The sequence below is a fragment of the Nonomuraea solani genome, from assembly GCF_900108335.1.
In the GTDB taxonomy this organism is placed as follows: domain Bacteria; phylum Actinomycetota; class Actinomycetes; order Streptosporangiales; family Streptosporangiaceae; genus Nonomuraea; species Nonomuraea solani.
The window spans coordinates 253,581-277,720 of sequence record NZ_FNVT01000012.1 but is presented as its reverse complement, the minus strand read 5'-3'; the positions used below and the strand labels follow the sequence as shown (position 1 = coordinate 277,720).

Here is a 24,140-nt window from a genome sequence, read left to right as displayed (position 1 = left end):
ATTGGGATGCCCTGCCACAATGGTCAGGTGACTGTGAACGGCAGGTTGGTGCTGGCAGGAGCCCCCATAGGTCAGGCGGGCGACGTCTCGCCCCGGCTGCGCGAGGTGCTCGGAGAAGCCGACGTCGTGGCCGCCGAGGACACCCGGCGGCTGCGCAGGCTGGCGGCCGACCTCGGGGTGGAGATCACCGGCCGGGTGGTGTCCTACTACGACCAGAACGAGGTGGGCCGGGCCAAGGAGCTCGTCGAGACGCTCAAGGAGGGCCGCACGGTCGTCGTGATCACGGACGCGGGCATGCCGGGCGTCTCCGACCCCGGCTACCGCCTGACGCACCTGGCGATCGAGGCCGGCGTCCCGGTCACCGCGCTGCCGGGGCCGAGCGCCGTCACCACCGCGCTGGCCGTGTCCGGGCTGGCCAGCGACCGGTTCTGCTTCGAGGGCTTCCCGCCGCGCAAGACCGGCGACCGCGCCCGCCGCCTGGCCGCCCTGGCGGAGGAGGAGCGCACCATGGTGTTCTTCGAGTCGCCGCGCCGGCTGGCGAACTCCCTGGAGGCGATGGCGGAGGCGTTCGGCGCCGAGCGGCGGGCCGCGGTGTGCCGGGAGCTGACCAAGACCTACGAGGAGGTCCGCAGGGGCGGGCTCGCCGAACTGGCCGCCTGGGCGGAGCCGGGTGTCAAGGGCGAGATCACGGTCGTCGTCGCCGGGCACACCCCGGGCGAGGGCGAGCCGGACCTCGACGCGCTGGTCGCGGAGGTGGACCGCCGGGTGGCCGAGGGCACCCAGAGCAAGCTGGCGATCGCCGACGTGGCCAAGGGCGCCGGAATCCCCAAACGAGAGCTGTACGACCTGGTTCACAGGAGATCTGCCACGCCATAGGGTGCGCAACGTGAGGAACTGGGCGGTGTCGGCGGGACGGCTGGTCCCGCCCATGCAGGGCACGGCCCTTCTGGGCTGGTCCGGCCCGCTCGCGGTCGCGCTCTTCGGCGGGATCCTGCGCTTCGTCCGGCTCGGCGAGCCCAAGGCGGTCGTCTTCGACGAGACCTACTACGTCAAGGACGCGTACTCGCTGCTCCAGCACGGCGTCGAGCGCATGATGCTCGGCGACGCCAAGAACCCCATCGCCGACCAGCGCCTCATCACCGACAACCTGGACATCTTCCAGCAGTGCGCCAAACCGGTCGACTGCGCCTCTTTCGTGGCCCACCCGCCGCTCGGCAAGTGGATGATCGCGGTGGGCGAGTGGATGTTCGGGATGAACCCGTTCGGCTGGCGCTTCGTCGCGGCGCTGGCCGGGACGCTGTCCATCCTGGTCCTGGCCAGGGTGGCGCGCCGGATGACCCGCTCGACGCTGCTCGGCTGCCTGGCCGGGCTGCTGCTGGCGCTCGACGGCCTGCACCTGGTGCTCTCGCGGACGGCGCTGCTGGACATCTTCCTGATGTTCTGGGTGCTGGCCGGGTTCGCCTGCCTGGTCGCCGACCGTGACCAGGCCAGGGGGCGGCTGGTCGGCTGGTACGCGAGCAGCGCGATCAACGAGATGGGCCCGCGGCTCGGGTTCCGGCCCTGGCGGCTGGCCGCCGGGCTCTGCCTGGGGGCCGCGTGCGCGGTCAAGTGGTCGGGGATCTTCTTCCTCATCGCGTTCGCGGTCATGAGCCTCCTGTGGGACATGGGGGCCAGGCGGGCGCTGGGGCTGCGGGAGCCGTACCGGGGGGCGCTGGCGTACGACCTGCCGGGCGGGTTCGGAGCGATGGCCCTCGTGCCCGCCGTGACCTTTCTCACCTCGTGGACCGGCTGGTTCGCCACGGCGGGCGGCTGGGGGCGCAACTGGGAGCAGGCCACCTCGGCGGGGCCGGGGTTCTTCCTCTTCGACTCGATGCGGTCGTGGGTGGCCTACCAGCGGCAGGTGCTCGGCTACCACAGCGGCCTGGACGAGTATCACCACTACATGTCGGAGCCCTGGCAGTGGCCGCTGCTGTTACGGCCGGTCTCCTTCTGGTATCCGGCGGACCTGCCGCCCTCGGCGTGCGGGGCCGCCAAGTGCTCGCAGGCCGTGCTCGGAGTCGGCACGCCGGCGCTCTGGTTCGGCGCCGCGCTCGCCCTGCTCGGCCTCGTCGTCTGGTACGTCTCCTCCCGCGACTGGCGGGCCGGGGCCGTGCTGCTGGCGTTCGCGGTGGGCTGGCTGCCGTGGTTCTACTACGCCATCGCCGACAACCGCACGATGTACCTCTTCTACATGATCCCCGTGGTGCCGTTCATGGTGCTGGCGGTCGTGCTGATGGCAGGGCTGATCATGGGCAGACAGGACGCCTCGCCCACCAGGCGCGCCACCGGGGCCGCGGTCGTGGGGGCGTTCGCGCTCATCGTGCTGATCAACTTCTGGTGGCTCCATCCGGTGCTGGTCGCCGAGACGATCACGCAGACACAGTGGTGGGCTCGGATGCTGATGCGTTCTTGGGTGACCGCCGCCCCCAAATGACCCGCCAGTTGACGCCGCGGCGCAGCGTGATCGCCGCCGCGACGCAGGCCAGCGGAACGGCCGGAAGCACGTAGCGGTAGTCGAACTCCGCCGTCGCAGCCGGGGCCAGCAGCAGCCCGACCGCGCCCAGCCAGGGCAGCACCACCGGGCCGCCGAGCGTGCGCCAGCGCACCACGACGCCGTACAGGCCGATCAGCAGGATGCCGCCGAGCATGATGCCGCGCAGGTAGAACACCTTCTGGTAGGCGCTCATGATGTCGGCCCACGGGTGCACGATCCGCGTCTCGGGCGGGCCCTGCTCGTAGCTGAACGCGTCGGTGTCGGTCCGGCCGCCCGCGTAGGAGGCCCACTTCGGCAGCCGCTTGGACTGGCCGTTCTCGTCGAGCTGCTCGTACGGCTTGAACTCGTACATCAGGTAGGTCGGCTCGTCGGGGAACCTGGGCCGCGACCAGTGGAACGCGCGGAAGAAGTCGCGCGCGACGACCTGCAGATAGTCGCCGGGCTGCGACAGGATGGCCCGGGTCGCGAACCTGCTGGCGGCGTCGTTGGTGATCTCGCTCCACTTCTTGTTGGCGCCCCAGCGGTGCAGCACCTCGCCGGTGCCCGTGCCGTTGCCGTTGCCCTGGCCCCACAGATACCACTGCGCGTGGTCCTTGCGCTGGTCGACGGGGTCGGTGATGCAGAGCAGGAGGAGCTGGACCTCTTTGTACTTGTCGATGTCCATCTTGTTGCAGTCGGCGAAGATGGCCGTGCGCATGTAGAGGATGAGGCCGTCGCTGTTGGTCATGGCGAACTTGCCGTACGCCGAGGCGAACCACCCCATGTACACCATCACCGGAATCGCGCACACCGTGATCACGGCCGTGATCGGCCGCCAGCCGGTCCGCTTGATCAGCAGATAGAGCACCACCAGCGCCAGGATCGGCAGGCCGATCGAGCGCGTCAGCCAGGTCAGCGCCAGCAGCAGGCCGATGACCGCGCCCGCCTTCCACGTCAGCCGCCGCTTCCACAGCACCATCGTGATCACGCCCACGACGAGCAGCAGGAACAGGGTGTCGGACATCACCATCTGCTCAAGCTGGATCTGGTAGGCATCGAACAGCACCGGCGCCGCCGCCAGGGTGGCCCCCCACTTCGGCAGCCGGAACTTGATCCGCAGCAACGCGTAGATCAGGCACGCCGTGGCCAGACCCATGAGATGCTGCGTGAAGGTCAGCAGGGTGAAACTGTGGAACGGCTTGAGCAGCATCAGCCAGAAGCTGTAACCGTCGGGCCTGATCGGGTGCGGCCGTGGGTGCAACGACACCGAGACGTATTCGTAGGAGTCGTTGAACCACATGGCCGGGCCGTAGCCGAGCATGGTGATGAGCCGCAGCACGGCGCCGACGCCGAAGGCCGCGGCGAACACCCGATGCCTGCGCAACATGGACAGCGCGCGCGCTGTCCGGCCAGGGGCGGAGTGGTCCACAGGGGTAATCTCCGCGACGCTCACCATGCTGTAAAGAATGCCAGTCGTTTTCAGGTCTGTGCCCGAGCATCGTCGCGCACAGGGCATGATGGTTCACTGGAAGAGCCTTAACTGAAGGGTAGACACGTGGAACTGACGGTGGTCATGCCCTGCCTCAATGAGGCGGAGACCGTGGAAGTCTGTGTACGCAAGGCCGTGGCGTGCATGGAGGAGCACGGCATCGAGGGTGAGGTCCTGATCGCCGACAACGGGAGCACGGACGGTTCGCAGCAGCTCGCTCGCGACGCCGGCGCCCGCGTGGTCCACGTCGACGAGAAGGGCTACGGCAACGCCCTCATGGGCGGCATCAGGGCGGCCCGCGGCAAATACGTCATCATGGGCGACGCCGACGACTCCTACGACTTCACCGCGCTGCTGCCGTTCGTCGAGCAGTTGCGCGAGGGCGCCGACCTGGTGATGGGCAACCGTTTCCGGGGCGGCATCTCGCCGGGCGCCATGCCACCGCTCCATCGCTACCTGGGCAACCCGGTGCTGTCGTTCATCGGGCGGCTGTTCTTCCCGTCGGCGATCAAGGACTTCCACTGCGGGCTGCGCGGCTTCCGTCGCGACTCGATCCTGCGGCTGCAGTTGCAGACCGGCGGCATGGAGTTCGCCTCGGAGATGGTGGTCCGCTCCACGCTGTCGGGTCTCGACGTGCGCGAGGTGCCCACGACGCTCTCGCCCGACGGCCGCTCCCGCCCGCCGCACCTGCGCTCCTGGCGCGACGGCTGGCGCCACCTGCGCTTCCTGCTCCTCTACAGCCCGAAGTGGCTGTTCTTCTACCCCGGCCTCGTCATGATGCTGATCGGCGCCGTCGCCGGCACGGCGCTGACGTTCGGGCCTGTGGAGATCGGCGAGCTGGCCTTCGACGTCGACACCCTGGTCGGCGCCTCGGCGATGGTGGTGATCGGCTTCCAGGCGGCCTTGTTCGCGGTCTTCACCAAGGTCTACGCGGCCGAGGAGGGCTTCCTGCCGGAGTCGCCGCGCATCCGCAGACTGATCGACATCATCACCCTGGAGAAGGGGCTGGTGGTGGGCGGCCTGCTGGCGCTGGCCGGTCTGGTCGGCCTGGTGATGTCGCTGGTGCACTGGCAGGTGCGCAGCTTCGGCGAGCTCGACCCGCGTGAGTCGCTGCGCCTGGTGGTGCCGTCGGCGACGGCGCTGATCATGAGCTTCCAGACCATCTTCGCGGCGCTGTTCATCAGCATCCTGGGCATCCGCCGCACGCGCGAGACCTCGATCGACGTGGCCGCCGCCGCTGCCGAGGAGGCCGCCGAGGCGGTCTCGATGGAAAAAGCCAAGAGCTGATCAACCACCCTTTACGCGCTGCCGTGGCCGGCCACTCGCCGGCGTCGGCTCGCGTCCTTCCAGGAAACGCTCGCTGACCCTTCAGTGGCGCGCCGCCGCTACGAGGCGCACTGTGGGCCGGGTAACCGGGCAACCGTGGGCTCGCGTAACGGCGGGTGACCACGGAAGGGTCAGAGGCCGTTTCCTGGAGGGCCATCGGCCGGAGTGCGGCGGGTGGGGTGGGCACGGCAGCGCGTAACAAATGAATGTCACAAACCCCGTAGGCTTGGAATCATGTCCCAGCACATCTTGACCGCCGTGGCGTGGCCGTATGCGAACGGCCCCCGGCATATCGGGCACGTATCCGGGTTCGGCGTGCCGTCCGACGTCTTCAGCCGCTACCAGCGGATGGCGGGCAACAAGGTGCTGATGGTGTCAGGCACCGACGAACACGGAACCCCCATCCAGGTGCAGGCCGACAAGGAGGGCGTGAGCGCCAGGGAGCTGGCCGACCGCTACAACCGCGTCATCGCCGAAGACCTGACCGGCCTCGGCCTCTCCTACGACCTGTTCACCCGGACCACCACCAAGAACCACTACGCCGTCACGCAGCAGATCTTCAAGGGCCTCTACGACAACGGCTACATCTTCCCCAAGACCACGATGGGGGCGATCTCGCCCTCCACCGGCCGCACCCTGCCCGACCGCTACATCGAGGGCACCTGCCCCATCTGCGGCTATGACGGCGCGCGCGGCGACCAGTGCGACAACTGCGGCAACCAGCTCGACCCGATCCAGCTCGTCAACCCGAAGAGCCGCATCAACGGCGAGACGCCGGTGTTCGTCGAGACCGAGCACTTCATGCTCGACCTGCCCGCCTTCGCCGACGTGCTGGGCTCCTACCTGCAGTCCAAGCAGGGCGAGTGGCGGCCCAACGTGCTGAAGTTCGCCCTCAACCTGCTCGGCGACCTGCAGCCGCGGGCGATCAGCCGCGACCTCGACTGGGGCGTGCCGATCCCGCTCGACGGCTGGCGCGACCAGTCCAACAAGCGCCTCTACGTGTGGTTCGACGCGGTCATCGGCTACCTGTCGGCCTCCATCGAGTGGGCCAGGCGCTCGGGCGACCCCGACGCCTGGCGTCAGTGGTGGCAGAACCCCGACGCCCGCGGCTACTACTTCATGGGCAAGGACAACATCGTCTTCCATGCCGAGATCTGGCCGGCGATGTTGTTCGGCTACAGCGGCATCGGCGCGCGCGACGGCTCCCCGGGGTCGCTCGGGGCGCTCAACGTGCCGTCCGAGGTGGTTTCGAGCGAGTTCCTGACGATGGAGGGCAAGAAGTTCTCCTCCTCCCGCCAGGTCGTCATCTACGTGCGCGACTTCCTCGCCCGCTACGACGCCGACGCGCTGCGCTACTACATCGCGGTGGCCGGCCCGGAAAACCAGGACACCGACTTCACCTGGCAGGAGTTCGTCAACCGCAACAACGGCGAGCTGGTCGCGGCCTGGGGCAACCTGGTCAACCGGTCGATCTCGATGGCGGCGAAGAACTTCGGCGCCGTGCCCGAGGCGGGCGACCTGACCGACGCCGACCGGGCGCTGCTGGAGCGCTCGCGGGGCGCGTTCGCGCCGGTCGGGGCCGAGCTCAACCGGTCGCGCTTCAAGAACGCGATCACCGAGGCGTTCGACGTGGTCCGCGAGGCCAACAAATACCTGGCCGAGCAGGAGCCGTGGAAGCTCAAGGACGACCCTGAGCGCCAGAAGTCGATCCTGCACGTCGCGCTCCAGGTGGTCGACGACGCCAAGACGATGCTCACGCCGTTCCTGCCCGGCTCGTCCAACAAGGTCCACGCCATGCTGGGCGGCGAGGGCGTGTGGTCGGGCATGCCGGAGATGCGCGAGGTCGACGAGGACGGTGGCACGCCCTACCCGGTGATCACGGGCGACTACGACGGGGCCGCCCGCTGGGAGCACCAGCCGATCAAGCCCGGCACACCGCTCGCGCCGCCCGTGCCGCTGTTCAAGAAGCTCGACCCGAAGGTCGTGGACGAGGAGCTGTCCCGGCTGGGCCAGTAGCCGTCCCCGGGTGATGACGGCTGGCCTCGGGTGATGGCGGCGGGCCTTGGGTGATGGCGGCGGGCACCGCCATCACCCGGCTACGTTAGACCCCGTGACGAAGCTTCCCGCCGTGCCAGAGCCGCTCTCCAGCCCCGTGTTCGACAGCCACTGCCACCTCGACATCATGGTCGGCAACCGGCAGGCGTCGTCCGGCGATCCCGTGGCCCAGGCCGCGCAGGCGTCGGCGGCCAGCGTGCGCGGCATCCTGGAGGACGCCAGGGCCGTCGGGGTGACGCGGCTGGTCACGATCGGCTACGACCTGGCCTCCTCGCGCTGGAACGCCGATGTGGCGGCCGGGCAGGAGGGTGTCTACGCCGGGGTGGCCATCCATCCCAACGAGGCCCACGAGGCCACTCCTGAGGTGCTGGCCGAGATCGAGTCCCTGGCCGGGCGGCCGGAGGTGCGGGCGGTGGGGGAGACGGGGCTCGACTACTACCGCGACTGGGCGAGCAAGGACGACCAGCACGCGAGCTTCCGCGCGCACATCGAGATCGCCAAGCGGACCGGCAAGGCGCTGGTGATCCACGACCGTGACGCGCATGACGACGTGCTGAGGGTGCTGGCGGAGGTGGGTGCGCCGGACAAGGTGGTGTTCCACAGCTACTCGGGCGACGCCGAGATGGCGAAGAAGTGCGTTGACGCCGGATATTTCATGTCATTTTCCGGGCCGGTGACGTACAAGAACGCCGCCTACCTCCGCGCGGCCGCCGAGGTCGCGCCCGCCGAGCTCATGCTGGTCGAGACCGACGCGCCCTACCTGCCGCCGGTCCCGCACCGCGGCAAGCCCAACGCGCCCTACCTGATCCCGCTCACCCTGCGCTGCCTGGCGGAGGTCAAAAAGGTCCATCCGGACGAGTTGTGCGCGGCGATCAGCGCCAACGGAGTCACGGTCTTCGGCGAGTGGTGACCATCTTTTGGTGAACCGGTGGATGCGGGGAGCCGGGCGCCGCTAGCGTTCGGGCGGCCCTGCCCCTACCGGAGGTGGTTCGTGCGAGGTAAGAGGCGTGCGCCGCGTCCGCCGATCCCGTGGCGTTCCCCGTGGACGCCGGCCGTGTGCCTGCTGGGCATGGTGGCCATCGGCGCGATCGCCGCGGTGTCGTTCCTGGTCAAAGACGTCGTCGTGGTGGTGGACGGCGAGCGGCGGCCGGTCCACGGCTTCGCCGGGACCGTTCACGAGGTGCTCGCCCAGGCCGGGGTGTCGGTGGGCTTCGGCGACGTCGTACGCCCGGCCGCGCGCGAGATCGTCGCCGACGGGAGCACGATCGAGGTACGCCGCGCGCGCCCGATCACCCTCACCCTCGACGGCCGCACCAGCAAACACCTGGTCACCGCCACGAACGTGGGCGACGCCCTGACCGAGCTGGACATCGCCCCGGCGGCCGGCCGCCTCTCCGCCCCGCGCGGCGACGCGGTGCCGCTGGAGGGGATGGCGCTGACGGTGTACACGCGGCGGAAGGTGTACGTGGTGGCCGGCACCACCCGGGTCACCTCGCGGACGACCGCCAGGACGGTACGCGAGGTGCTCAGGCAGAAGCGCATCGCCCTGCGCCGCGGCTACGAGGTGAGCCCGCCGCTCGGCAGCTTCCCCGCGGACGGCACGGTCATCACGGTCAGCCCGCCCCGGACCGTACAGATCGACCCCGCCACCACCCGGCTCAACTGGCGCGGCCTGGCCGCGTGCGAGTCCCAGGGGAATCCGCAGGCGTTCAACGCGAACGGGCCTTACTACGGGATGTACCAGTTCAGCCTGCCCATGTGGCAGGCGGTGGGCGGCATGGACGTGCCCACCACCTGGCCCGCCGACGAACAGACCTACCGGGCGCAGGTCCTGTACCAGCAGGTGGGCGGCAAGTGGCAGAGCCAGTGGCCCAACTGCGGCTCCCGCCTGTTCACCCCATAACCCCTCCTGCCGGCCTTTCCAGAGCGGTCCCATCTCTAACCGGACACCGCGACCCCGAAGTCAGCCCCCTTGGGCGGCTGAAGCGGCTGCAGCGTCTCAGCGTTCCGCCCGGTCACCCCGACCTTCCCGTACGGCCGAGCATCCGGCTGCCCCACGAACAGCTTGTTCCCACTGAAGGCCACCGACCACCCGAACAGCCCATCGGCGGTGCCCAGCTTCCGATCCTCGGCGGCGTCCTTCCAGGAGACCACCCGGACACCCCCGCCATAGGGAGCACCGATCGCCAGGCGTCCATCCGCCGAGGCGGCCATCGAGAACCCGAAGGCCTGCTTACCCTGCTGAGTCACCCGCCGAGTGGGCTTCCTGGCGGTGTCGAGTAGCTGAACGTACCCGGGCCCCGGCGAGCTGACGGCATAACCGGACCCTTCGGAGTAGGCGACCGCGTACCCGTACCGATCACCAGAGGCGTTGGTCGGCGAGTCCAGCTTCACCGATGTGATCTTGGAAGCCAGCACGTCGTCGATGAACACGACCGACCCCGAGTCGATCTTGCCGGCCTCGATCTGCCGGCCCGCCCCGTCGTCGTTCTCGTACGGCACGCCCACGACCAGCCCGTTCTTCGGCCCGAACGCCATCGCCCAGCCGAACTGGTCACCCACCTCACTGTTGCCCCGGACGTCCACGGTCTCCTGGCTGATCCGGCGCAGATCGCCCGCGCCCTTGCGCACGTAGACGGCGCCCACGTCGAGCAGCGCGGCCTCGTCCTCGTACGGCGCGCTGATCGCCACCAGGTCGCCCCGGGCCGCCACCGACCACCCGAAGTGCGCGAACCTCTGCGGCGTGGCCGCGGTGAGGCGCTGAGGGGGCGTGGTGCCACCGCCGTAGACCACGTACGCGGCCCCGGCGTCCTCGATACCGTCCACGTCCGCGTAGGGGGCGCCGATCACCAGGTCGGCGCAGGCGTCGCCGTTGACCTGCGCGAGCCGTAGCGACCAACCTAAAGCGTCGCCCGTGGCCACGCCGGGAACGGCGACCGGGACGACCTTGTCGCCGGACAGCACGTGCACCGACCCCTTCTGAGCGTCCGCGAACGGATCGCCCACCGCCACGTCGTCCACACCGTCACCGTCGAAGTCGGCCGCCCCGGCGCAGGCCGCCGCCGTGGCGGCCATCACCGGCGCCGGCATCCCGGCCGCGAGCACGAGCGCGATGAGAGCGGCTCTGACCATCACAGCGCCACCTCGATCTGCTCACCGTTCTCGAGCATGTTCGCCGTCATCTTGACGGGCTTGCGGTACGTGGCCAGGTCGAACACGAACGCGCTGTCCACCCGCCCACCCGGCAGGATCGCCGGCGGCAGGGTGATGGCGGCGGCGTCGTGCTCCCCGCCCCTGTCGTCGATCATGGTGACCACCGGCTGGATCAGCAGCCTGCGCTCGCCACCCGGGTTGATCATGGTCCAGCGGATCACGCAGAGCTGGCCCGAGGTGGAGGTCTTGCCCTCGTACTCCTTCAGCCCGCACTCCGGCGCCGCCGACACGATCGCGACCGGGTCGTCGAAGTTGGCGCCCAGCACGAACCTGCGGCCCACGTCGTTGGGCTTGGCCGTGGTGGCCGCCTGCGAGGGGCTGCTCGGGTTCGCGGTGGTGACCCCGTTCCTGCTGGAGGTGACGATCAGCACGGCGGCGGTCACGACGATGGCCAGCACGGCGGCCGCGGCGGCGATGAGCCAGCGGGTGCCCGGCGTACGCGTACCGCCGAGGGTGTCGGGCTCGTCCACCGGGGCGGCGGTACGTCCACCAGGCTGCGTCTCAGTGCTTAAGACGCTAAGCGGCGCCTTGCCGAGCTGCGGCTGAGGCTGTGACTCCTCCCGCCGCTCCTTGGACTTCTCCTTGGGCTTCTCCTTGGATCGGAACAGCCCACGAGGCCGCCCCTGCTCCTGAACCTGATTCTGAGCCTCCCACCGAGCCAGCTCAGCCTTGGCCGCCTCTTCCTCCCGCCGGGCCAGCTCCTCCACCGACGGCGTGCCAGAGGCGGTCGCCGGCGCCGTACCAGCGGCACCGGCCTGACCACCACCGGCACTCGCCGGCGCGACAGAAGGAACGGAAGGAACCGGACCGGTCACGGCGTCCGCCGCGTCCGGACTCTCCGCCCCGAACGCCACCGGCGGCACGACCGGAGCCCGCCCCGTGGTGTCACTGGGCGGCGGGGTCGTGAAGGTCGCCGTGATGTCCGGCTCGTCCACCACGTTCTGCGGCGGCTGCCAGTCGGTGAGCATCTCGTTCGCCACCAGGGTGGGCGGATTGACCGCCACCGCCCGCGTGGGCGCACTGCCTCCCACCAGGGCGATCAGCAATTCCTGCGCGCTGGGACGCAGGGCGGTCTCCATCGAGGTGGCCCGCCGTACGAGCTCGTTGAGCGGCGCGGGCAACGCCCCCAGCTCTGGCGGCGTGTTCAGCACCCTGGTGGCCAGCGTGATGGGGTCGCCCCGCCCGAACGGATGCCGCCCATTACCGGCATACGCCACCAGGCATCCCCAGGCGAAGATGTCGGCCGCCGGGCTGACGACCTCACCTCGTACCTGCTCAGGAGCCCACCATCCCGGGCTCCCCAGCAGCTCGCCGGACATCGTGAACCCCGTCTCACGGTCGAGCGCCCTGGCGATCCCGAAATCGATCACCCGAGGCCCCGACAGCGACAGAATCACGTTCGCCGGCTTCAGATCCCTGTGCACCAGCCCCGCCACGTGGATCGCCGCCAGCGCCGCCGCCACTCCGAGTGCCACGCCGTGCAGCGGCCCCGGGTCCAGGGCGCCGTACTGTGTTATCTGATCGGACAACGGAGTGCCCGCGATGTATTCGGTGACCATGTAAGGCCGGCCGTCCCCGGTGTTGCCGTTGTCCAGCACCTGAGCGGTGCAGAACGACGCCACCCGCCGGGCGTTCTCGACCTCCGCATGAAACCTGGCCGCGAACCCCTCCTGGTTGGCGAACTCCGCCTTCACCACTTTGAGCGCGACGAACCGCCCCGTCGGGGCTCGCGCGAGAAAGACGGTCCCCATGCCGCCCTCGCCGAGCCGCCCCAGCAGGCGGTACGGCCCGATCTCCCGCAAGTCCGTCGGGCGGAGCGGTGCGGCGCCCGTTGGCTCCATGAGGGACGTCCCTTCCTGTTCCACGCCATCCTCTCCTCTGGTCTCCCCATCCGCCATCACACGTTGTTCGATGCGGGAGACTGGTTGGATGATGAGGCTGTTGGGCCCTGCAGAAATACGTATTTTGGCGGACAAGCTAGATCTTCGTCCCACAAAAAAGCTAGGCCAGAACTTTGTGATCGACGCAGGGACCGTCCGGCGCATCGTCCGAGTGGCCGATTTGTCCCCCGATGACGTGGTCATAGAGATCGGCCCGGGCCTCGGCTCGCTCACCCTCGCGCTCCTGCCGTCGGCCGAGCACGTGGTGGTGGTCGAGATCGATCCGGTGCTGGCGGGCCGGCTCCCCATCACAGTGGCGGAACACGGCGCCGCCGACAACCTCACGGTGGTGAACGCCGACGCCATGAAGATCGCCCTCGGCGACCTGTCGGGTCACGTTCCGACGGCGCTGGTGGCCAACCTTCCGTACAACGTGTCCGTCCCGGTGCTCCTGCACCTCCTGGAGATCCTCCCGTCCCTGCGCAAGGGCCTGGTCATGGTCCAGTCGGAAGTGGCCGACCGCCTCGCCGCGGGCCCCGGCTCGAAGGTGTACGGGGTGCCCTCGGCCAAGGCGGCCTGGTACGCGGACGTACGCCGAGCGGGCCCGGTGGGCCGCACCGTCTTCTGGCCCGTCCCCAACGTCGACTCCGGCCTCGTCTCCCTGGTCCGCCGCGATCCACCCACCACGAGCGCATCCCGCGAGGAGGTCTTCGCGGTGGTGGACGCCGCCTTCGCACAACGCCGCAAAACCCTACGAGCCGCCCTAGCCACCTGGGCCGGCACCGCCCCCCAAGCCGAAACGGCTCTGCGCGCGGCCGGCGTAGACCCCTCAACCAGAGGCGAACAACTCACCATCGAAGCCTTCGCCCGCATAGCCGAACAAAAACCCTGACCCCAGACCACCCCGCGGACGGGGCAGCACTGCCGGACGGGACAGCACCGCGTAGACAGACCACCACCGTCCACGCAGGGCATCACCACTTGCGCGGATCATCACCGTCCAGGCGGAGCGCCACCGTCCAGGCGGAGCGCCACCGCTCAGGCGGGGCATCACCGCTTGCGCGGATCATCACCGCTCAGGCAGAGCGCCACCGTCCAGGCGGGGCATCACCGCTTGCGCGGATCGCCAACGTTCAGACGGCGCAGCACCCATTCGCGGGGCGGCACCGTTTTCCACAGCCCCACCACTCTCGCCACCCCTTTTCCACAGAACACCGTTCGGCCCCACCCACCCCACCCCCACCAAACAATCCTGGCCTCCTCGCGCCCAAAACCCGGAGGAGGCCCCCATGCTCAACCCCACCGCCACCAGGACCGCCCTCAACCCCGCCACCAGCAGCGCCACCAGCACTGACCCCGACCTCGCCCTCAACCCCACCACCAGGACCGCCGGCAACTCCACCACCACCATCAGGACCGCTGGCAACTCCACCACCACCATCAGGACCGCTGGCAACTCCACCACCACCATCAGGACCGCTGGCAACTCCACCACCACCATCAGGACCGCCGGCAACTCCACCACCACCATCAGGACCGCCGGCAACTCCACCACCACCACGGCTGTCCCCGATCGCCGCACCGCCAACGCGACCCTCTTCCCCACCGCCTTCCTCATGCCCCTGGTCACCTTCGCCCTGCTGACCTTCACCCTGATCGCCCTCGCAACCCCCAGCCACGCCCATACCAAGAAGCGCATCGTCACAAGGGGCCAGATAGCCGCCTATGCCGCTCTGAACCAACTCGGCGTCTCCTTCTCCTGGGGCGGCGGCTCCACGAAAGGCCCAACGATCGGCATCGGCAGAGGCGCCACCACAAGAGGCTTCGACTGCAGCGGCCTAACCCTCTACGCCTGGTCAAGAGCGGGCATAAGACTGAGCCACTACACCGGAGCCCAGTTCCGCCAGGGCCGCAGAGTCCCTCTCCACGCCCGGCGCACAGGCGACCTGCTCTTCTTCGGCGGCGGCAAGGGCGACCCCACCCATGTGGCCCTGTTCCTCCGGGAAGGCATCATGATCCACGCCCCGAAGACAGGCGACGTGGTCAAAAAGACCAACTTCCTCGGCTCCCCCTACTACCGCACAACCTTCCGCGGCGCCGTACGCCCAGGCTGACCCCGGTAACCCCACCAGCCGACGCTGCCCCCCACTGACCCCCGCCGACCGACGCCCCGCCGAGCGACGCGGACCCCCGCCGAGCGTCGGTGAGCCCCATCCACCGACGCTGACTGCCACTGAGCCCGCCGACCCCTACCGGCCGACGCTGATCTCCATTCAGCCCTCCGACCGACACCGACTCACGCCGATCGCCGCTGGACCCACCATCCATGCGATGCGGCCATGCGATGCGGCCACTCTCAGCAACAGATCAGGATCGGGCAAATGCCCACCAACTTGACTCTACGTGTTGAGTAGTCGGCAGTACTCACAGTCATATTTCGAGAACCGCATGTCACGGCAGCGTGCCCCGATAGCATCGAGTGTCCTTGACCCCGGCAAGTGATGAGAGTGGCAGAAGATCGATGAGTTCGGTGACCGTACGTGTGCCCGCGAAGGTCAACGTACAGCTTTCTGTCGGCCCGCTCCGGGAAGACGGCTTCCACGACCTGGTCAACGTCTTCCACGCAGTATCGATCTTCGATGAGGTGATGGCGAAGGAGTCCGAGTCGATCACCGTCCAGGTCAACGGCAAGTGGTCCGACCAGGTCCCCGTCGACGACAGCAACCTGGCGATCCGGGCCGCCCGAGCCCTCGCCAAGCACGCCGGCCGCACCTACGGCGCCGACCTCATCATCCAGAAGGACATCCCCGTAGCGGGCGGCATGGCCGGCGGGAGCGCCGACGCCGCCGGCGCGCTGGTGGCCTGCAACGAGCTGTGGGGTCTGGGCCTGCCACTCGAAGATCTCATGGAGATCGCCGGCGACCTGGGCAGCGACGTCCCGTTCTCCCTGATCGGCGGCACCGCAGTGGGCACCGGCCGCGGCGAGCAACTGAGCGAACTCCCCACCGGCGGCACCTTCCACTGGGTCTTCGCCCTGGCCAACGGCGGCCTCTCCACGGCCAGCGTCTACGCGGAGTGCGACCGCCTAAGAGCGGAATCGGCCGCCGACATCCCCTGGCCCCAACTCAACGACGCGCTGATGGAAGCCCTCGGCACAGGCGACGCATACGCGCTGGGCTCCCACCTCAGCAACGACCTCCAGGCAGCCACCCTCAACCTCCGCCCCGAACTAGCCCCCACCCTCGACTCGGGTCGCCAACACGGAGCCCTGGGCGCCATAGTCTCCGGCTCGGGCCCAACGTGCGCCTTCCTGGCCATCGACGCCACCCACGCCCGCGACCTGGCCCAAAGCCTCACCGCCACGGGCGCCGCCCACATGGCCGTCCCCGCCCACGGCCCCGTCCAAGGCGCCACCCTCCTCTAACAACCCACCCTCCCTCCCCAGCCCCGCCGCCCTGGCCAGCACCCCACCCTGGCCAGGGCGGCCCGGCCGGCCAACACCCCACGGCTGGTCGGCACGGCACGGCTGGTCAGCACACACGGCTGGTCGGCACCGCACGGCTGGTCGGCGCGTCGGCACTGCACGGCCAGCCCGGCGCCACACGGCCGCCGCTCCACCGCTGGTCAGCACCCCGCCCCTGGTCGGTGCCCCCACCGCTGCTAGCACCGCACCGCCGGTTAGCGCCGCACTGCAAGCCAGCACGAATCTGATCAGCACACCCCTTGCTCAGCACGGCACCACACGGCCGGTCGGCACCGCACCGCTGGCAAACACCGCACCCACGGTCGGCGCAGCAGAGCACTGCCGCAAGGCTGATCACCACCGCAAGGCTGGTCGGCACCGCACTGCCAGCACGGCACCGCACCGCTGGTCCGCAGGGCACGGCGGGTGGGCACCGCCCTCTGGGTCAGCGCGGCACCGCAGGCTGGTCGGCGTCGCGCCAACGGCCAGCGCCGGGTTGACAGCCACCACGGCATGGCTGGTCACCACGGCACCGCTGGTGAGCACCTCCCCTGATCGACGGGGCCGCTGGTCAACACCGCAGGCTGACCGACGTCCAGCGCTGGCCAGCACGGCACCGCGAGCACCCCGCTCCTGACCAACCCTGACCGGCTCTGATCCGACCGGCTCTGACCCGACCGGCCAGGCTACGACTCGACTCGCCCAGCCCCGCTCCGTCCCGAGCTGTCTCGTCTCGACCTGCCCACCCTGAGCAGTTGCGTCCCTGAGCAGCGCCGCATGGCTGGGCAGTCTTCATGGCCACCACCCGTCGCTGGCCACTCCAGCTAGCGTCCTGTCTGGTTGGTAACCCCCCTGGCAGCACACCACTCCCGATTCCGGCCCCGGCTCCGGCCCCGATTCCGGCCCCGGCTCCGGCCCCGATTCCGGCCCCGGCTCCGGCCCCGATTCCGGCCCTGGCTCCGGCCCCGATTCCGGCCCCGGCTCCGATCCCGATTCCGGCCCCGATCCCAGCCCGGGTCCGATCTCAACCCGGCCCGGTCCGAGCCAAGCTCGCACCGCCTGCCCAGGCTGTCCGCGACCCCGTAACGGCTCAGCTTTAGCGCCTCAGTCTTCGTCCGGGGTTGGCCATTCCTGCCGCCCCGCCCTTTGCTCCTCACCCCCCACAATCCCGGTTTGGTGGGCGGGCGGGAGGTCGGTGGGGAGCCGATACCCTGGGAAGGCCATGAATCTGGTCAATCTAGAGTCGGTTTCCCATGCATATGGGCCCAAGCCACTCCTCAGCGACATCTCCCTCGGCGTAGAGGCCGGTGAGCGCATCGGCGTCGTCGGGCGCAACGGGGGCGGTAAGACGACCCTGCTGTCCGTCCTGGCCGGAACCGTGCGCCCGGACAGCGGCCGCGTCACCCACAACCGGGGCCTGCGCGTGGGGTTCCTGTCGCAGCAGGACACGCTCGACCCCACCGCGACCATCCGCGAGCTCGTTCTCGGCGGGCTGGCCGAGCACGAATGGGCGGGTGACCAACGGGTCCGGGACATCCTGGCGAACCTGATCGGCGACCTCGACCTCGGCGCCAAGACCGCCGACCTCTCCGGAGGCGAGCGCAGGCGTACGGCACTGGCGAAGTTGCTCATCGACGACCACGACCTGATCATGCTGGACGAGCCCACGAACCACCTCGACATCGAGGCCATCGCGTGGCTGGCCGGGCACCTGGCCGCTCAGAAGAGCGCGCTGGTGGTCGTGACGCACGACCGGTGGTTCCTCGACGCCGTGTCCACCCGTACGTGGGAGGTCGTGGATGGGCGAGTCGAGCGGTACGAGGGTGGATACGCCGCTTATGTGCTGGCCAAGGCCGAGCGTGCCCGGATCGCCCAGGCCACCGAAGAACGCCGTCAGAACCTCATGCGCAAGGAGATCGCCTGGCTGCGACGCGGCCCGCCCGCCCGTACGTCCAAGCCGAAGTTCCGTGTCGACGCCGCCCAGGCGCTGATCGCGAACGAGCCCCCGGCGCGTGAGACCGTCGAGCTGATGCGCTTCGCCGCGGCCCGGCTCGGCAAGACCGTCTACGACCTCGAGGACGTCACCCTGCACGCCGGTGGTCCCGACACGGGGCCGCGGGTGCTCGATCGCCTCACCTGGCAGTTCGGCCCGGGGGATCGCATCGGGCTGATCGGCGTCAACGGGTCCGGTAAGTCGTCGGTGCTGCGGCTGCTCGCCGACTCGATCAAGCCCGACTCGGGCCGCGTGGTCAGGGGCAAGACCGTACGCCTCGCGCACCTCTCCCAGGAACTGGCCGAGGTCGATCCGGCCCGGCGGGTGCTGGAGTCGGTGGAGGAGGTACGCAAGTACCTCCAGGTCGGCAAGCGGGAGTGGACCGCTTCCCAACTGCTCGAACGTCTGGGCTTCAAGGGCGAGGCGCAGTGGAAGGTGGTCGGCGACCTGTCGGGCGGTGAGCGGCGGCGGCTGCAGTTGCTCAGGCTCCTCATGGACGACCCCAACGTCCTGCTCCTCGACGAGCCCACCAACGACCTCGACATCGAGACCCTCAACGAGCTCGAAGACCTGCTGGACGCATGGCCCGGCACGCTGGTCCTGGTGAGTCACGACCGCTACTTCCTGGAGCGGGTGACCGACCGGTGCGTGGCTCTGCTGGGTGATGGGAAGTTGTCGCTGCTGCCGGGCGGGGTGGACGAATACCTCGAACGCCGCGCGGCCGGTACGGCGGTGACCGCCCGCCTCAACACCACGCCCGCCAACGGCTCCGATGGTGGCACCTCCGGTCGTGAGAGCGTTGCCGCTGTGGCGTCCGGCACCGGCACCGGTGCGGGCTCTGGTGGTGCGGTGTCGGGCGGTGACGGTTCGGCGGGTGCTGGTACGTCCGGTCAAGCCGCTCCCGGGCTCTCCGCGAAGGAAGAGCGCGAGCTCCGTAAGGAACTCAACCGTCTGGAACGTCAGCTCGACAAGCTGAGTGATCAGGAGTCCCGCCTTCACGCCGCCATGGCGGAAGCGGCCAGCGACTATGCCAAACTCGGCTCGCTCGACGCCCAACTCCGTGAGATCACGACCCAGAAGGACGGCATCGAAGCCGAGTGGCTGGAAGTGGCCGACCGCCTGGGTGACTGACCTGGCGCTGGGGGTGGGGTCGGCTGGCCTGCTCTTTGGACCGGGTGCCTGTGTGGTGGGCTTGGACTCCTGGTCGTCGGTGGTGAGAGCTGAAGGTCGGAGCCAGGCTGCTGGGGATCTGCCGGCCGGAGCTGGGCGGCTGGGAACCTGATGGTCAGAGCTGGGCGGCTGGCGATCTGACGGCCGAGGTGGCGTGGCGACGGTTGGGCGGCTGGACAGCCTGGCTACGGTCGATCGGTCGATCGGCTGCGTGGCGTTGATCGGTCGGTTGGCTGGGTGGCGTTGATCGGTCGGTTGGCTGGGTGGCGTTGATCGGTCGGTTGGCTGGGTGGCGTGGCGAGGTCGCGCAGGTGTGGTGGCGAATGACTGGTGGTCGGGAGACACAGCCGCCGGGCGCGATGGCCAGGGGCGTGGTGCCTGGGGCGCGGTGTCAGAGGTGTGTGGCGGCTGTGAGCGCGGCGCTGAGAGACGTGCTGTGGACATGACCACGACAGGGCTGGCGGGTGCGGCCAGACGCACGACTGCGGTACGGGATGCTGCCGACCGCCCGGACTGCGACGCCCGGGCCGCGGCATGGGGCCGCAAGCGGATGCGCGATTGCGGCGCGGGGGCGTGGCCGGGTGGGCAGCCGATGTGGGTGAGGAGGCAGGGCTGTGGGCGGGAAGCCTGGGGGGCCGGGCGAGGGTGAGGGGCGAAGAGGGTCAGAGGGGGGAGTCGAAGGGGGTCAGGAGGGTGCGGAGGAGGGCGGCGAGGGCGCGTTGGTCGGTCAGGCCGAGGCCCGACAGCAGTTCCCGTTCCCTCCGCAACAGATCCGCGAACGCCGCGTCCACCCGCTCCAGCCCCGTATCCGTCAGCGAGACCAGCACCCCCCGCCGATCCTCAGGATCAGGACGGCGGCGGACGAGGCCGGCCTGGGCGAGGCGGTCGATGCGGTTCGTCATCGTGCCCGACGTCACCAACGTGGCCCGGAGCAGGGCCCCAGGGCTGAGTTCGTAGGGCTTGCCGGCACGGCGCAGGGCCGTCAGCACGTCGAACTCCCACGGCTCCAGATCGTGCTCCGCGAAGGCCGCCCGCCGAGCCCGGTCGAGATGCTTGGCCAGTCGTGACACCCTAGAGAGCACCTGGAGCGGTTCGACATCGAGGTCGGGGCGCTCCGATCGCCAAGCCGCGACGAGGCGATCGACCTCGTCTCTAGCATCCTCCGTCATGACACAAGAGTGTACTGTCTTGACATCGAGATATATCTCTCGATATCAATTATCTCTATGTCAAGAGATATCTGGGACCCCGTGACCTACGCCGTCTTCGCGGACGAGCGCTCACGGCCGTTCATCGAGCTGATCTCCAGAGTGGGGGCGATCGAACCCGATTATGTCGTGGACGCCGGCTGCGGCAGCGGTGAACTCACCGTTGAGCTGGGCAATCGCTGGCCCAACGCGACCGTGGAAGGCTTCGACTCCTCGCCCGCGATGATCACCAAGGCCCGCAAGCTGGAGTCGTCGGCCCGGTTCGCGGTCGCCGACGTGGCCACGTGGCGGCCCGACCGGCCCATGGACGTGATCGTGTCCAACGCCGTCCTGCAGTGGGTGCCCGAGCACCGCGCCGTGCTGGAGCACTGGGTCGAGGAGCTGGCCCCGGGCGGCTGGCTGGCCTTCCAGGTGCCGGGCAACTACGACGCCCCCAGCCACGTGGCGATCCGCGAGCTGTGCGCCTCCCGCGCCTGGTCCGACCGGCTCGGCGACCTGCCCAGGGGGAAGCCGGTCGACGAACCGGCGGAATACCTCGACCTGCTTCACCACGGCGGCGCCCAGGTGGACGCGTGGGAGACGACGTACGTGCACGTCCTGCAGGGTGAGGACCCGGTGCTCAACTGGGTCTCCGGTACGGCCCTGCGCCCGATCCTCGACCGCCTCGACCCGGACGAGCAGCGGCGGTTCAAGCGCGATCTGGCCAAGCCGCTGGCGGAGATGTATCCGGCTCAGAGCTATGGCACGGCTTTCTCGTTCCGGCGGATCTTCGTAGTAGCCCAAAAGTGAGCATCAGAGGGCTGCATCACGTGCAGTTGGCCGCGCCCAAGGGCAGTGAGCCGTTGTTACGCGAGTTCTACGAGGGCGTCCTCGGTCTGCGCGAGGCGCCCAAGCCGCCCGAGCTGGCCGAACGCGGCGGTGTCTGGTTCAGGGGCGACGGGGTCGAGGTCCATCTCGGCATCGAGGAGGACTTCAGGCCGGCACGCAAGGCCCACCCCGCCTTCCTGGTCGACGACCTGGCCGCGTACGGTGACGAAGTACCGGACGAACTGCTCCCGGGATACCGGCGAATCTACGTATCGGACCCGGTGGGGAACAGAATCGAGCTCTTGCAACCCGTGTGAAGTTCGCCATCGGGTGGCAGAATTGTCCGAAATCGGACTCTTGCGAGGTGCAGTGGGCATCGAGATCGAGGACAAGTTCGACGTTCCCGCGGAATACACGATCCCGGACCTGAGCAGTCTGGCGGGCGTCGTGGGCCCGAAGAGCTACCAGCTCGTGGCTCTTTACTTCGACACACCCGACCTGCGGCTGGCCGCCCGAGGCGTCACGCTCAGGCGAAGACGCGGCGGCACCGACGCGGGCTGGCACCTGAAGCTGCCCAAGGCCAAGGGCGTGCGCCAGGAGATCACGCATCCGCTCACCCGCAGCACCAAGGTCGTCCCCGCGGAGCTGGCCGAACTCGTTCGCGCCTACACCCGCGGCGCCGAGCTGGTGCCGGTCGCTGAGCTCGACACCCGCAGGAGCGTCACGATCCTCCTCGACGGAGAGACCAAGCTGGTCGAGATCGCCGACGACCGCGTCAAGGGCACCGTGTTCGGCGGTGAGACGCCCACGATCGTACGGTGGCGCGAGGTCGAGGCCGAGCTGCTCGACGGCGACCAGGCGCTGCTGGCCAAGGTCGGCAAGCGGCTCAGGAAGGCGGGCGCCGTCCCCTCCGCCTCCTCCAGCAAACTGGCCAAACTCCTCGAACCCGCCCCGCTCCCCACGGCCGCCACCAAGCCGGGCTCGGCCGGCGAGATCGTCGTCGCCTACCTGGCGAGCCAGGTCAAGGCCCTCCTGTCGCAGGATCCGCGCGTCCGCAGGGCCGAGGAGGACGCCGTGCACCAGATGCGCGTGGCCGCCCGCCGGTCGCGCAGCGCGCTGAAGGCGTTCAAGAAGGTCGTGGTCGACACCGAGGCGATCCAGGAGGAGCTGCGCTGGCTCGGTACGGTGCTCGGCGAGGCCCGCGACCTCGAGGTCATCAGGGCCAGGTTCGCCAAGCACCTGGCCGGCCTGAGACCCGAACTGGTCACGGGCCCCATCCAGACCCGGCTCGGCTCGGATCTGCACAAACGCGAGGAAGAGGCGTACGAGCGGATCAAGGAGGCGCTGAGCGGCGAACGCTACTATCTCCTGCTCAACGCGCTCGACGAGCTCGTCACCGCCCCCAACCTGGGCAAGGCGGCGGCCAAGCCGGCGCAGGACGCGCTGCACGCCATCGCCGCGGCCAACTGGGATCGGGTGACGAAGGCGTACGACCACGCCCAGTCCATCGCGGACCCGGAGCGCCGCGAGATCGCCATGCACGACGTCCGCAAGGCCGCCAAGCGCGCCCGCTACACCGCCGAAGCACTGCAGCCGGCCATCGGCGGCGGCATGGGCAAGCTGGCCAAGCTGGCCGAGGACGTCCAGGAGGTCCTCGGGACGCACCAGGACGGCGTGGTCGCGCAGGAGACGCTGGCCAAGGAGGCCGAGAGCGCGCGCCAGGCAGGGGAGGACACGTTCACGTACGGGCTGCTCATCGGGATCGAGCGCAACACCGCCGAGCGCGCCCACGAGGAGTTCCCCAGAGTCTGGGCAGATACCGTCAAAGCGGTTAGGAAGGTTCTATGAGCAACCTTCCTACCATTCCCTTCGAACGCGGCAGTCTGCTCGAGGTGCCCGAGGCGTACCGGGAACTGCGGGTCGCGGAGGGCATCGCGAAGGTACGCACGCGCACGGGCGACGAGATCTGGCTGGTCAGCGGTTACGAGGACGCGCGCGCCCTGTTCAACGACGCCAGATTGGGCCGCTCGCACCCGGAGCCGGAGAAGGCCGCCCGCCTGTCCGGCTCCGCCCTGTTAGGCGGCCCCACGGGCGACGTGGAGACGGAGAAGGCCGAGCACGACCGCATGCGCAAGCTCTTCATGCCGTCCTTCTCCGCGCGCCGCATGAAGAAGCTCAGTGACCACGTCGGCTCCCTGGTGGACGAGCGGCTCGACCATCTCGCCAAGCTCACGCCACCGGCCGACCTGCACGCCGAGTTGTCCTTCCCGCTTCCCGTCCTGGTCATCTGCCAGCTTTTGGGCGTCCCGTACGAGGACAGGGAGTATTTCAGCGGCGTCTCCAACCGCATGGGGGACATGCTCGACCAGGAGAAGGGCCTGGCCGCCCGCGAGGAACTGAGCGTCTACATGGCCGGCCTGATCGAGCGCAAGCGGCACGAGCCGGCCGAGGACGTCCTGTCGGACCTGGCCAACGAGCTGGACGACGACGGGAAGATCTCCGAGCTGGCCGGCGCGCTGCTGTTCGCCGGGCACGAGACCACGGTCAACCGCATCGACTTCGGCGTGCTGCTCCTGCTGGCCAACCCCGACCAGCTCGACCTGCTCAAGGCCGATCCCGGGCTGGCGCCGGCCGCCGTGGAGGAGATCCTGCGAATGGCCTCGCCGAGCCTGCACGGCCTGCCCAGGTACGCGCACGAGGACATTCAGATCGGCGACGTCGTCATCCGCAAGGGCGAGGCCATTGTCATCGTTCCAGGCGTGGTCAATAGGGATGAGCGGATCTATGCGGATCCGGATGTGTTCGACATCAACCGTCCGCAGACCGACCCGCACCTGAGCTTCGGGTACGGGCCGCGCTTCTGCATCGGCGCCAGCCTGGCCAGGGTCGAGCTGGAGGCCGTGTTCGCCCGGCTGTTCCAGCGCTTCCCCGGCCTGCGCCTGGCCGTCCCGGAGGCGGACCTGCCGCGCAGCGAGGGGAGGATCACCGAGGGCTTCGCGAAGCTCCCGGTCACCTGGTAGGGCG

Annotated in this window: 18 protein-coding genes; 14 read left to right on the top strand and 4 right to left on the bottom strand. The window is 69.4% G+C overall.

Annotated elements, in window-relative coordinates; genetic code table 11:
* Positions 1 to 6: 6 nt before the first annotated feature.
* Positions 7 to 876, top strand: a complete 870-nt coding sequence (gene rsmI / locus C4V41_RS36385) for a 16S rRNA (cytidine(1402)-2'-O)-methyltransferase (RefSeq protein ID WP_103960510.1) — start codon at positions 7 to 9, stop codon at positions 874 to 876.
* Between the two features lie 10 nt (positions 877 to 886).
* Positions 887 to 2,473, top strand: coding sequence for a dolichyl-phosphate-mannose--protein mannosyltransferase (locus C4V41_RS36380; protein WP_235030593.1), 1,587 nt, complete (start codon positions 887 to 889; stop codon positions 2,471 to 2,473).
* On the opposite strand, the gene C4V41_RS36375 is transcribed toward C4V41_RS36380, so the two are convergent.
* On the bottom strand, positions 2,409 to 3,968 hold the full coding sequence (locus C4V41_RS36375) for a hypothetical protein (RefSeq protein WP_235030592.1): 1,560 nt from the start codon (positions 3,966 to 3,968) through the stop codon (positions 2,409 to 2,411). The two genes, C4V41_RS36380 and C4V41_RS36375, sit on opposite strands and share 65 nt — an antisense overlap.
* A 99-nt stretch (positions 3,969 to 4,067) precedes the next feature.
* Here C4V41_RS36375 and C4V41_RS36370 point away from each other — a divergent pair, with 99 nt between their 5' ends.
* The 4 genes from C4V41_RS36370 to C4V41_RS36355 all read left to right on the top strand — a co-directional run bounded on the left by C4V41_RS36370 (position 4,068) and on the right by C4V41_RS36355 (position 9,285).
* Positions 4,068 to 5,288: a glycosyltransferase family 2 protein gene (locus C4V41_RS36370; RefSeq protein ID WP_200824456.1), complete on the top strand. Its 1,221-nt coding sequence runs from the start codon at positions 4,068 to 4,070 to the stop codon at positions 5,286 to 5,288.
* A gap of 273 nt (positions 5,289 to 5,561) precedes the next feature.
* Positions 5,562 to 7,343, top strand: a complete 1,782-nt coding sequence (metG, locus tag C4V41_RS36365) for a methionine--tRNA ligase (protein WP_103960508.1) — start codon at positions 5,562 to 5,564, stop codon at positions 7,341 to 7,343.
* A gap of 94 nt (positions 7,344 to 7,437) precedes the next feature.
* Positions 7,438 to 8,292 carry a TatD family hydrolase gene (locus C4V41_RS36360; protein ID WP_103960507.1) on the top strand — a complete coding sequence of 285 codons (855 nt, stop codon included), beginning with the start codon at positions 7,438 to 7,440 and terminating at the stop codon, positions 8,290 to 8,292.
* An 81-nt stretch (positions 8,293 to 8,373) separates the two neighbouring features.
* The gene (locus tag C4V41_RS36355) at positions 8,374 to 9,285 is read left to right on the top strand and encodes a resuscitation-promoting factor (RefSeq protein WP_146103918.1); all 912 of its coding nucleotides are present in this window, start codon (positions 8,374 to 8,376) and stop codon (positions 9,283 to 9,285) included.
* A 35-nt stretch (positions 9,286 to 9,320) separates the two neighbouring features.
* Here C4V41_RS36355 and C4V41_RS36350 read toward each other — a convergent pair whose 3' ends face one another.
* Entirely contained in the window at positions 9,321 to 10,514 is a 1,194-nt protein-coding gene (locus C4V41_RS36350; RefSeq protein ID WP_103960505.1) for an FG-GAP repeat protein, read from the bottom strand.
* Positions 10,514 to 12,460: a serine/threonine-protein kinase gene (locus C4V41_RS60995; RefSeq protein ID WP_327537493.1), complete on the bottom strand. Its 1,947-nt coding sequence runs from the start codon at positions 12,458 to 12,460 to the stop codon at positions 10,514 to 10,516. Before C4V41_RS60995 ends, C4V41_RS36350 begins: the two co-directional genes overlap by 1 nt.
* Before the next feature lie 46 nt (positions 12,461 to 12,506).
* Here C4V41_RS60995 and rsmA point away from each other — a divergent pair, with 46 nt between their 5' ends.
* From rsmA to C4V41_RS36325, 4 genes are all read left to right on the top strand, one after another.
* On the top strand, positions 12,507 to 13,367 hold the full coding sequence (gene rsmA, locus C4V41_RS36340) for a 16S rRNA (adenine(1518)-N(6)/adenine(1519)-N(6))-dimethyltransferase RsmA (RefSeq protein WP_103960504.1): 861 nt from the start codon (positions 12,507 to 12,509) through the stop codon (positions 13,365 to 13,367).
* A gap of 397 nt (positions 13,368 to 13,764) precedes the next feature.
* On the top strand, positions 13,765 to 14,589 hold the full coding sequence (locus tag C4V41_RS65500) for a C40 family peptidase (RefSeq protein WP_103960503.1): 825 nt from the start codon (positions 13,765 to 13,767) through the stop codon (positions 14,587 to 14,589).
* 407 nt (positions 14,590 to 14,996) lie between these two features.
* The gene (locus tag C4V41_RS36330; RefSeq protein WP_103960502.1) at positions 14,997 to 15,899 is read left to right on the top strand and encodes a 4-(cytidine 5'-diphospho)-2-C-methyl-D-erythritol kinase; all 903 of its coding nucleotides are present in this window, start codon (positions 14,997 to 14,999) and stop codon (positions 15,897 to 15,899) included.
* A gap of 1,261 nt (positions 15,900 to 17,160) precedes the next feature.
* Positions 17,161 to 19,062, top strand: a complete 1,902-nt coding sequence (locus tag C4V41_RS36325) for an ABC-F family ATP-binding cassette domain-containing protein (protein ID WP_103960501.1) — start codon at positions 17,161 to 17,163, stop codon at positions 19,060 to 19,062.
* A gap of 701 nt (positions 19,063 to 19,763) precedes the next feature.
* On the opposite strand, the gene C4V41_RS36320 is transcribed toward C4V41_RS36325, so the two are convergent.
* On the bottom strand, positions 19,764 to 20,270 hold the full coding sequence (locus tag C4V41_RS36320) for a MarR family winged helix-turn-helix transcriptional regulator (RefSeq protein WP_103960500.1): 507 nt from the start codon (positions 20,268 to 20,270) through the stop codon (positions 19,764 to 19,766).
* 57 nt (positions 20,271 to 20,327) lie between these two features.
* On the opposite strand from C4V41_RS36320, the gene C4V41_RS36315 reads away from it, so the two are divergent.
* The 4 genes from C4V41_RS36315 to C4V41_RS36300 are packed head-to-tail and all read left to right on the top strand — an operon-like array spanning position 20,328 to position 24,136.
* The gene (locus tag C4V41_RS36315; RefSeq protein ID WP_235030591.1) at positions 20,328 to 21,098 is read left to right on the top strand and encodes a trans-aconitate 2-methyltransferase; all 771 of its coding nucleotides are present in this window, start codon (positions 20,328 to 20,330) and stop codon (positions 21,096 to 21,098) included.
* Positions 21,095 to 21,433 carry a VOC family protein gene (locus tag C4V41_RS36310; RefSeq protein ID WP_103960499.1) on the top strand — a complete coding sequence of 113 codons (339 nt, stop codon included), beginning with the start codon at positions 21,095 to 21,097 and terminating at the stop codon, positions 21,431 to 21,433. Before C4V41_RS36315 ends, C4V41_RS36310 begins: the two co-directional genes overlap by 4 nt.
* Positions 21,434 to 21,485: 52 nt before the next feature.
* Positions 21,486 to 22,964 (top strand): CYTH and CHAD domain-containing protein, encoded by a 1,479-nt coding sequence (locus C4V41_RS36305; protein ID WP_103960498.1) that lies wholly within the window; start codon positions 21,486 to 21,488, stop codon positions 22,962 to 22,964.
* Positions 22,961 to 24,136: a cytochrome P450 gene (locus C4V41_RS36300; protein ID WP_103960497.1), complete on the top strand. Its 1,176-nt coding sequence runs from the start codon at positions 22,961 to 22,963 to the stop codon at positions 24,134 to 24,136. Before C4V41_RS36305 ends, C4V41_RS36300 begins: the two co-directional genes overlap by 4 nt.
* Positions 24,137 to 24,140: the final 4 nt, after the last annotated feature.

What these genes read in the sequence shown, in the direction of transcription:
- rsmI (WP_103960510.1), top strand. Translation starts at nt 7, where the DNA reads ATGCCCTGCCACAATGGTCAGGTGACTGTGAACGGCAGGTTGGTGCTG.
- C4V41_RS36375 (WP_235030592.1), bottom strand. Translation starts at nt 3,968, where the DNA reads ATGGTGAGCGTCGCGGAGATTACCCCTGTGGACCACTCCGCCCCTGGC.
- metG (WP_103960508.1), top strand. Translation starts at nt 5,562, where the DNA reads ATGTCCCAGCACATCTTGACCGCCGTGGCGTGGCCGTATGCGAACGGC.
- C4V41_RS36350 (WP_103960505.1), bottom strand. Translation starts at nt 10,514, where the DNA reads ATGGTCAGAGCCGCTCTCATCGCGCTCGTGCTCGCGGCCGGGATGCCG.
- rsmA (WP_103960504.1), top strand. Translation starts at nt 12,507, where the DNA reads ATGCGGGAGACTGGTTGGATGATGAGGCTGTTGGGCCCTGCAGAAATA.
- C4V41_RS65500 (WP_103960503.1), top strand. Translation starts at nt 13,765, where the DNA reads ATGCTCAACCCCACCGCCACCAGGACCGCCCTCAACCCCGCCACCAGC.
- C4V41_RS36330 (WP_103960502.1), top strand. Translation starts at nt 14,997, where the DNA reads ATGAGTTCGGTGACCGTACGTGTGCCCGCGAAGGTCAACGTACAGCTT.
- C4V41_RS36325 (WP_103960501.1), top strand. Translation starts at nt 17,161, where the DNA reads ATGAATCTGGTCAATCTAGAGTCGGTTTCCCATGCATATGGGCCCAAG.
- C4V41_RS36320 (WP_103960500.1), bottom strand. Translation starts at nt 20,270, where the DNA reads ATGACGGAGGATGCTAGAGACGAGGTCGATCGCCTCGTCGCGGCTTGG.
- C4V41_RS36315 (WP_235030591.1), top strand. Translation starts at nt 20,328, where the DNA reads ATGTCAAGAGATATCTGGGACCCCGTGACCTACGCCGTCTTCGCGGAC.
- C4V41_RS36300 (WP_103960497.1), top strand. Translation starts at nt 22,961, where the DNA reads ATGAGCAACCTTCCTACCATTCCCTTCGAACGCGGCAGTCTGCTCGAG.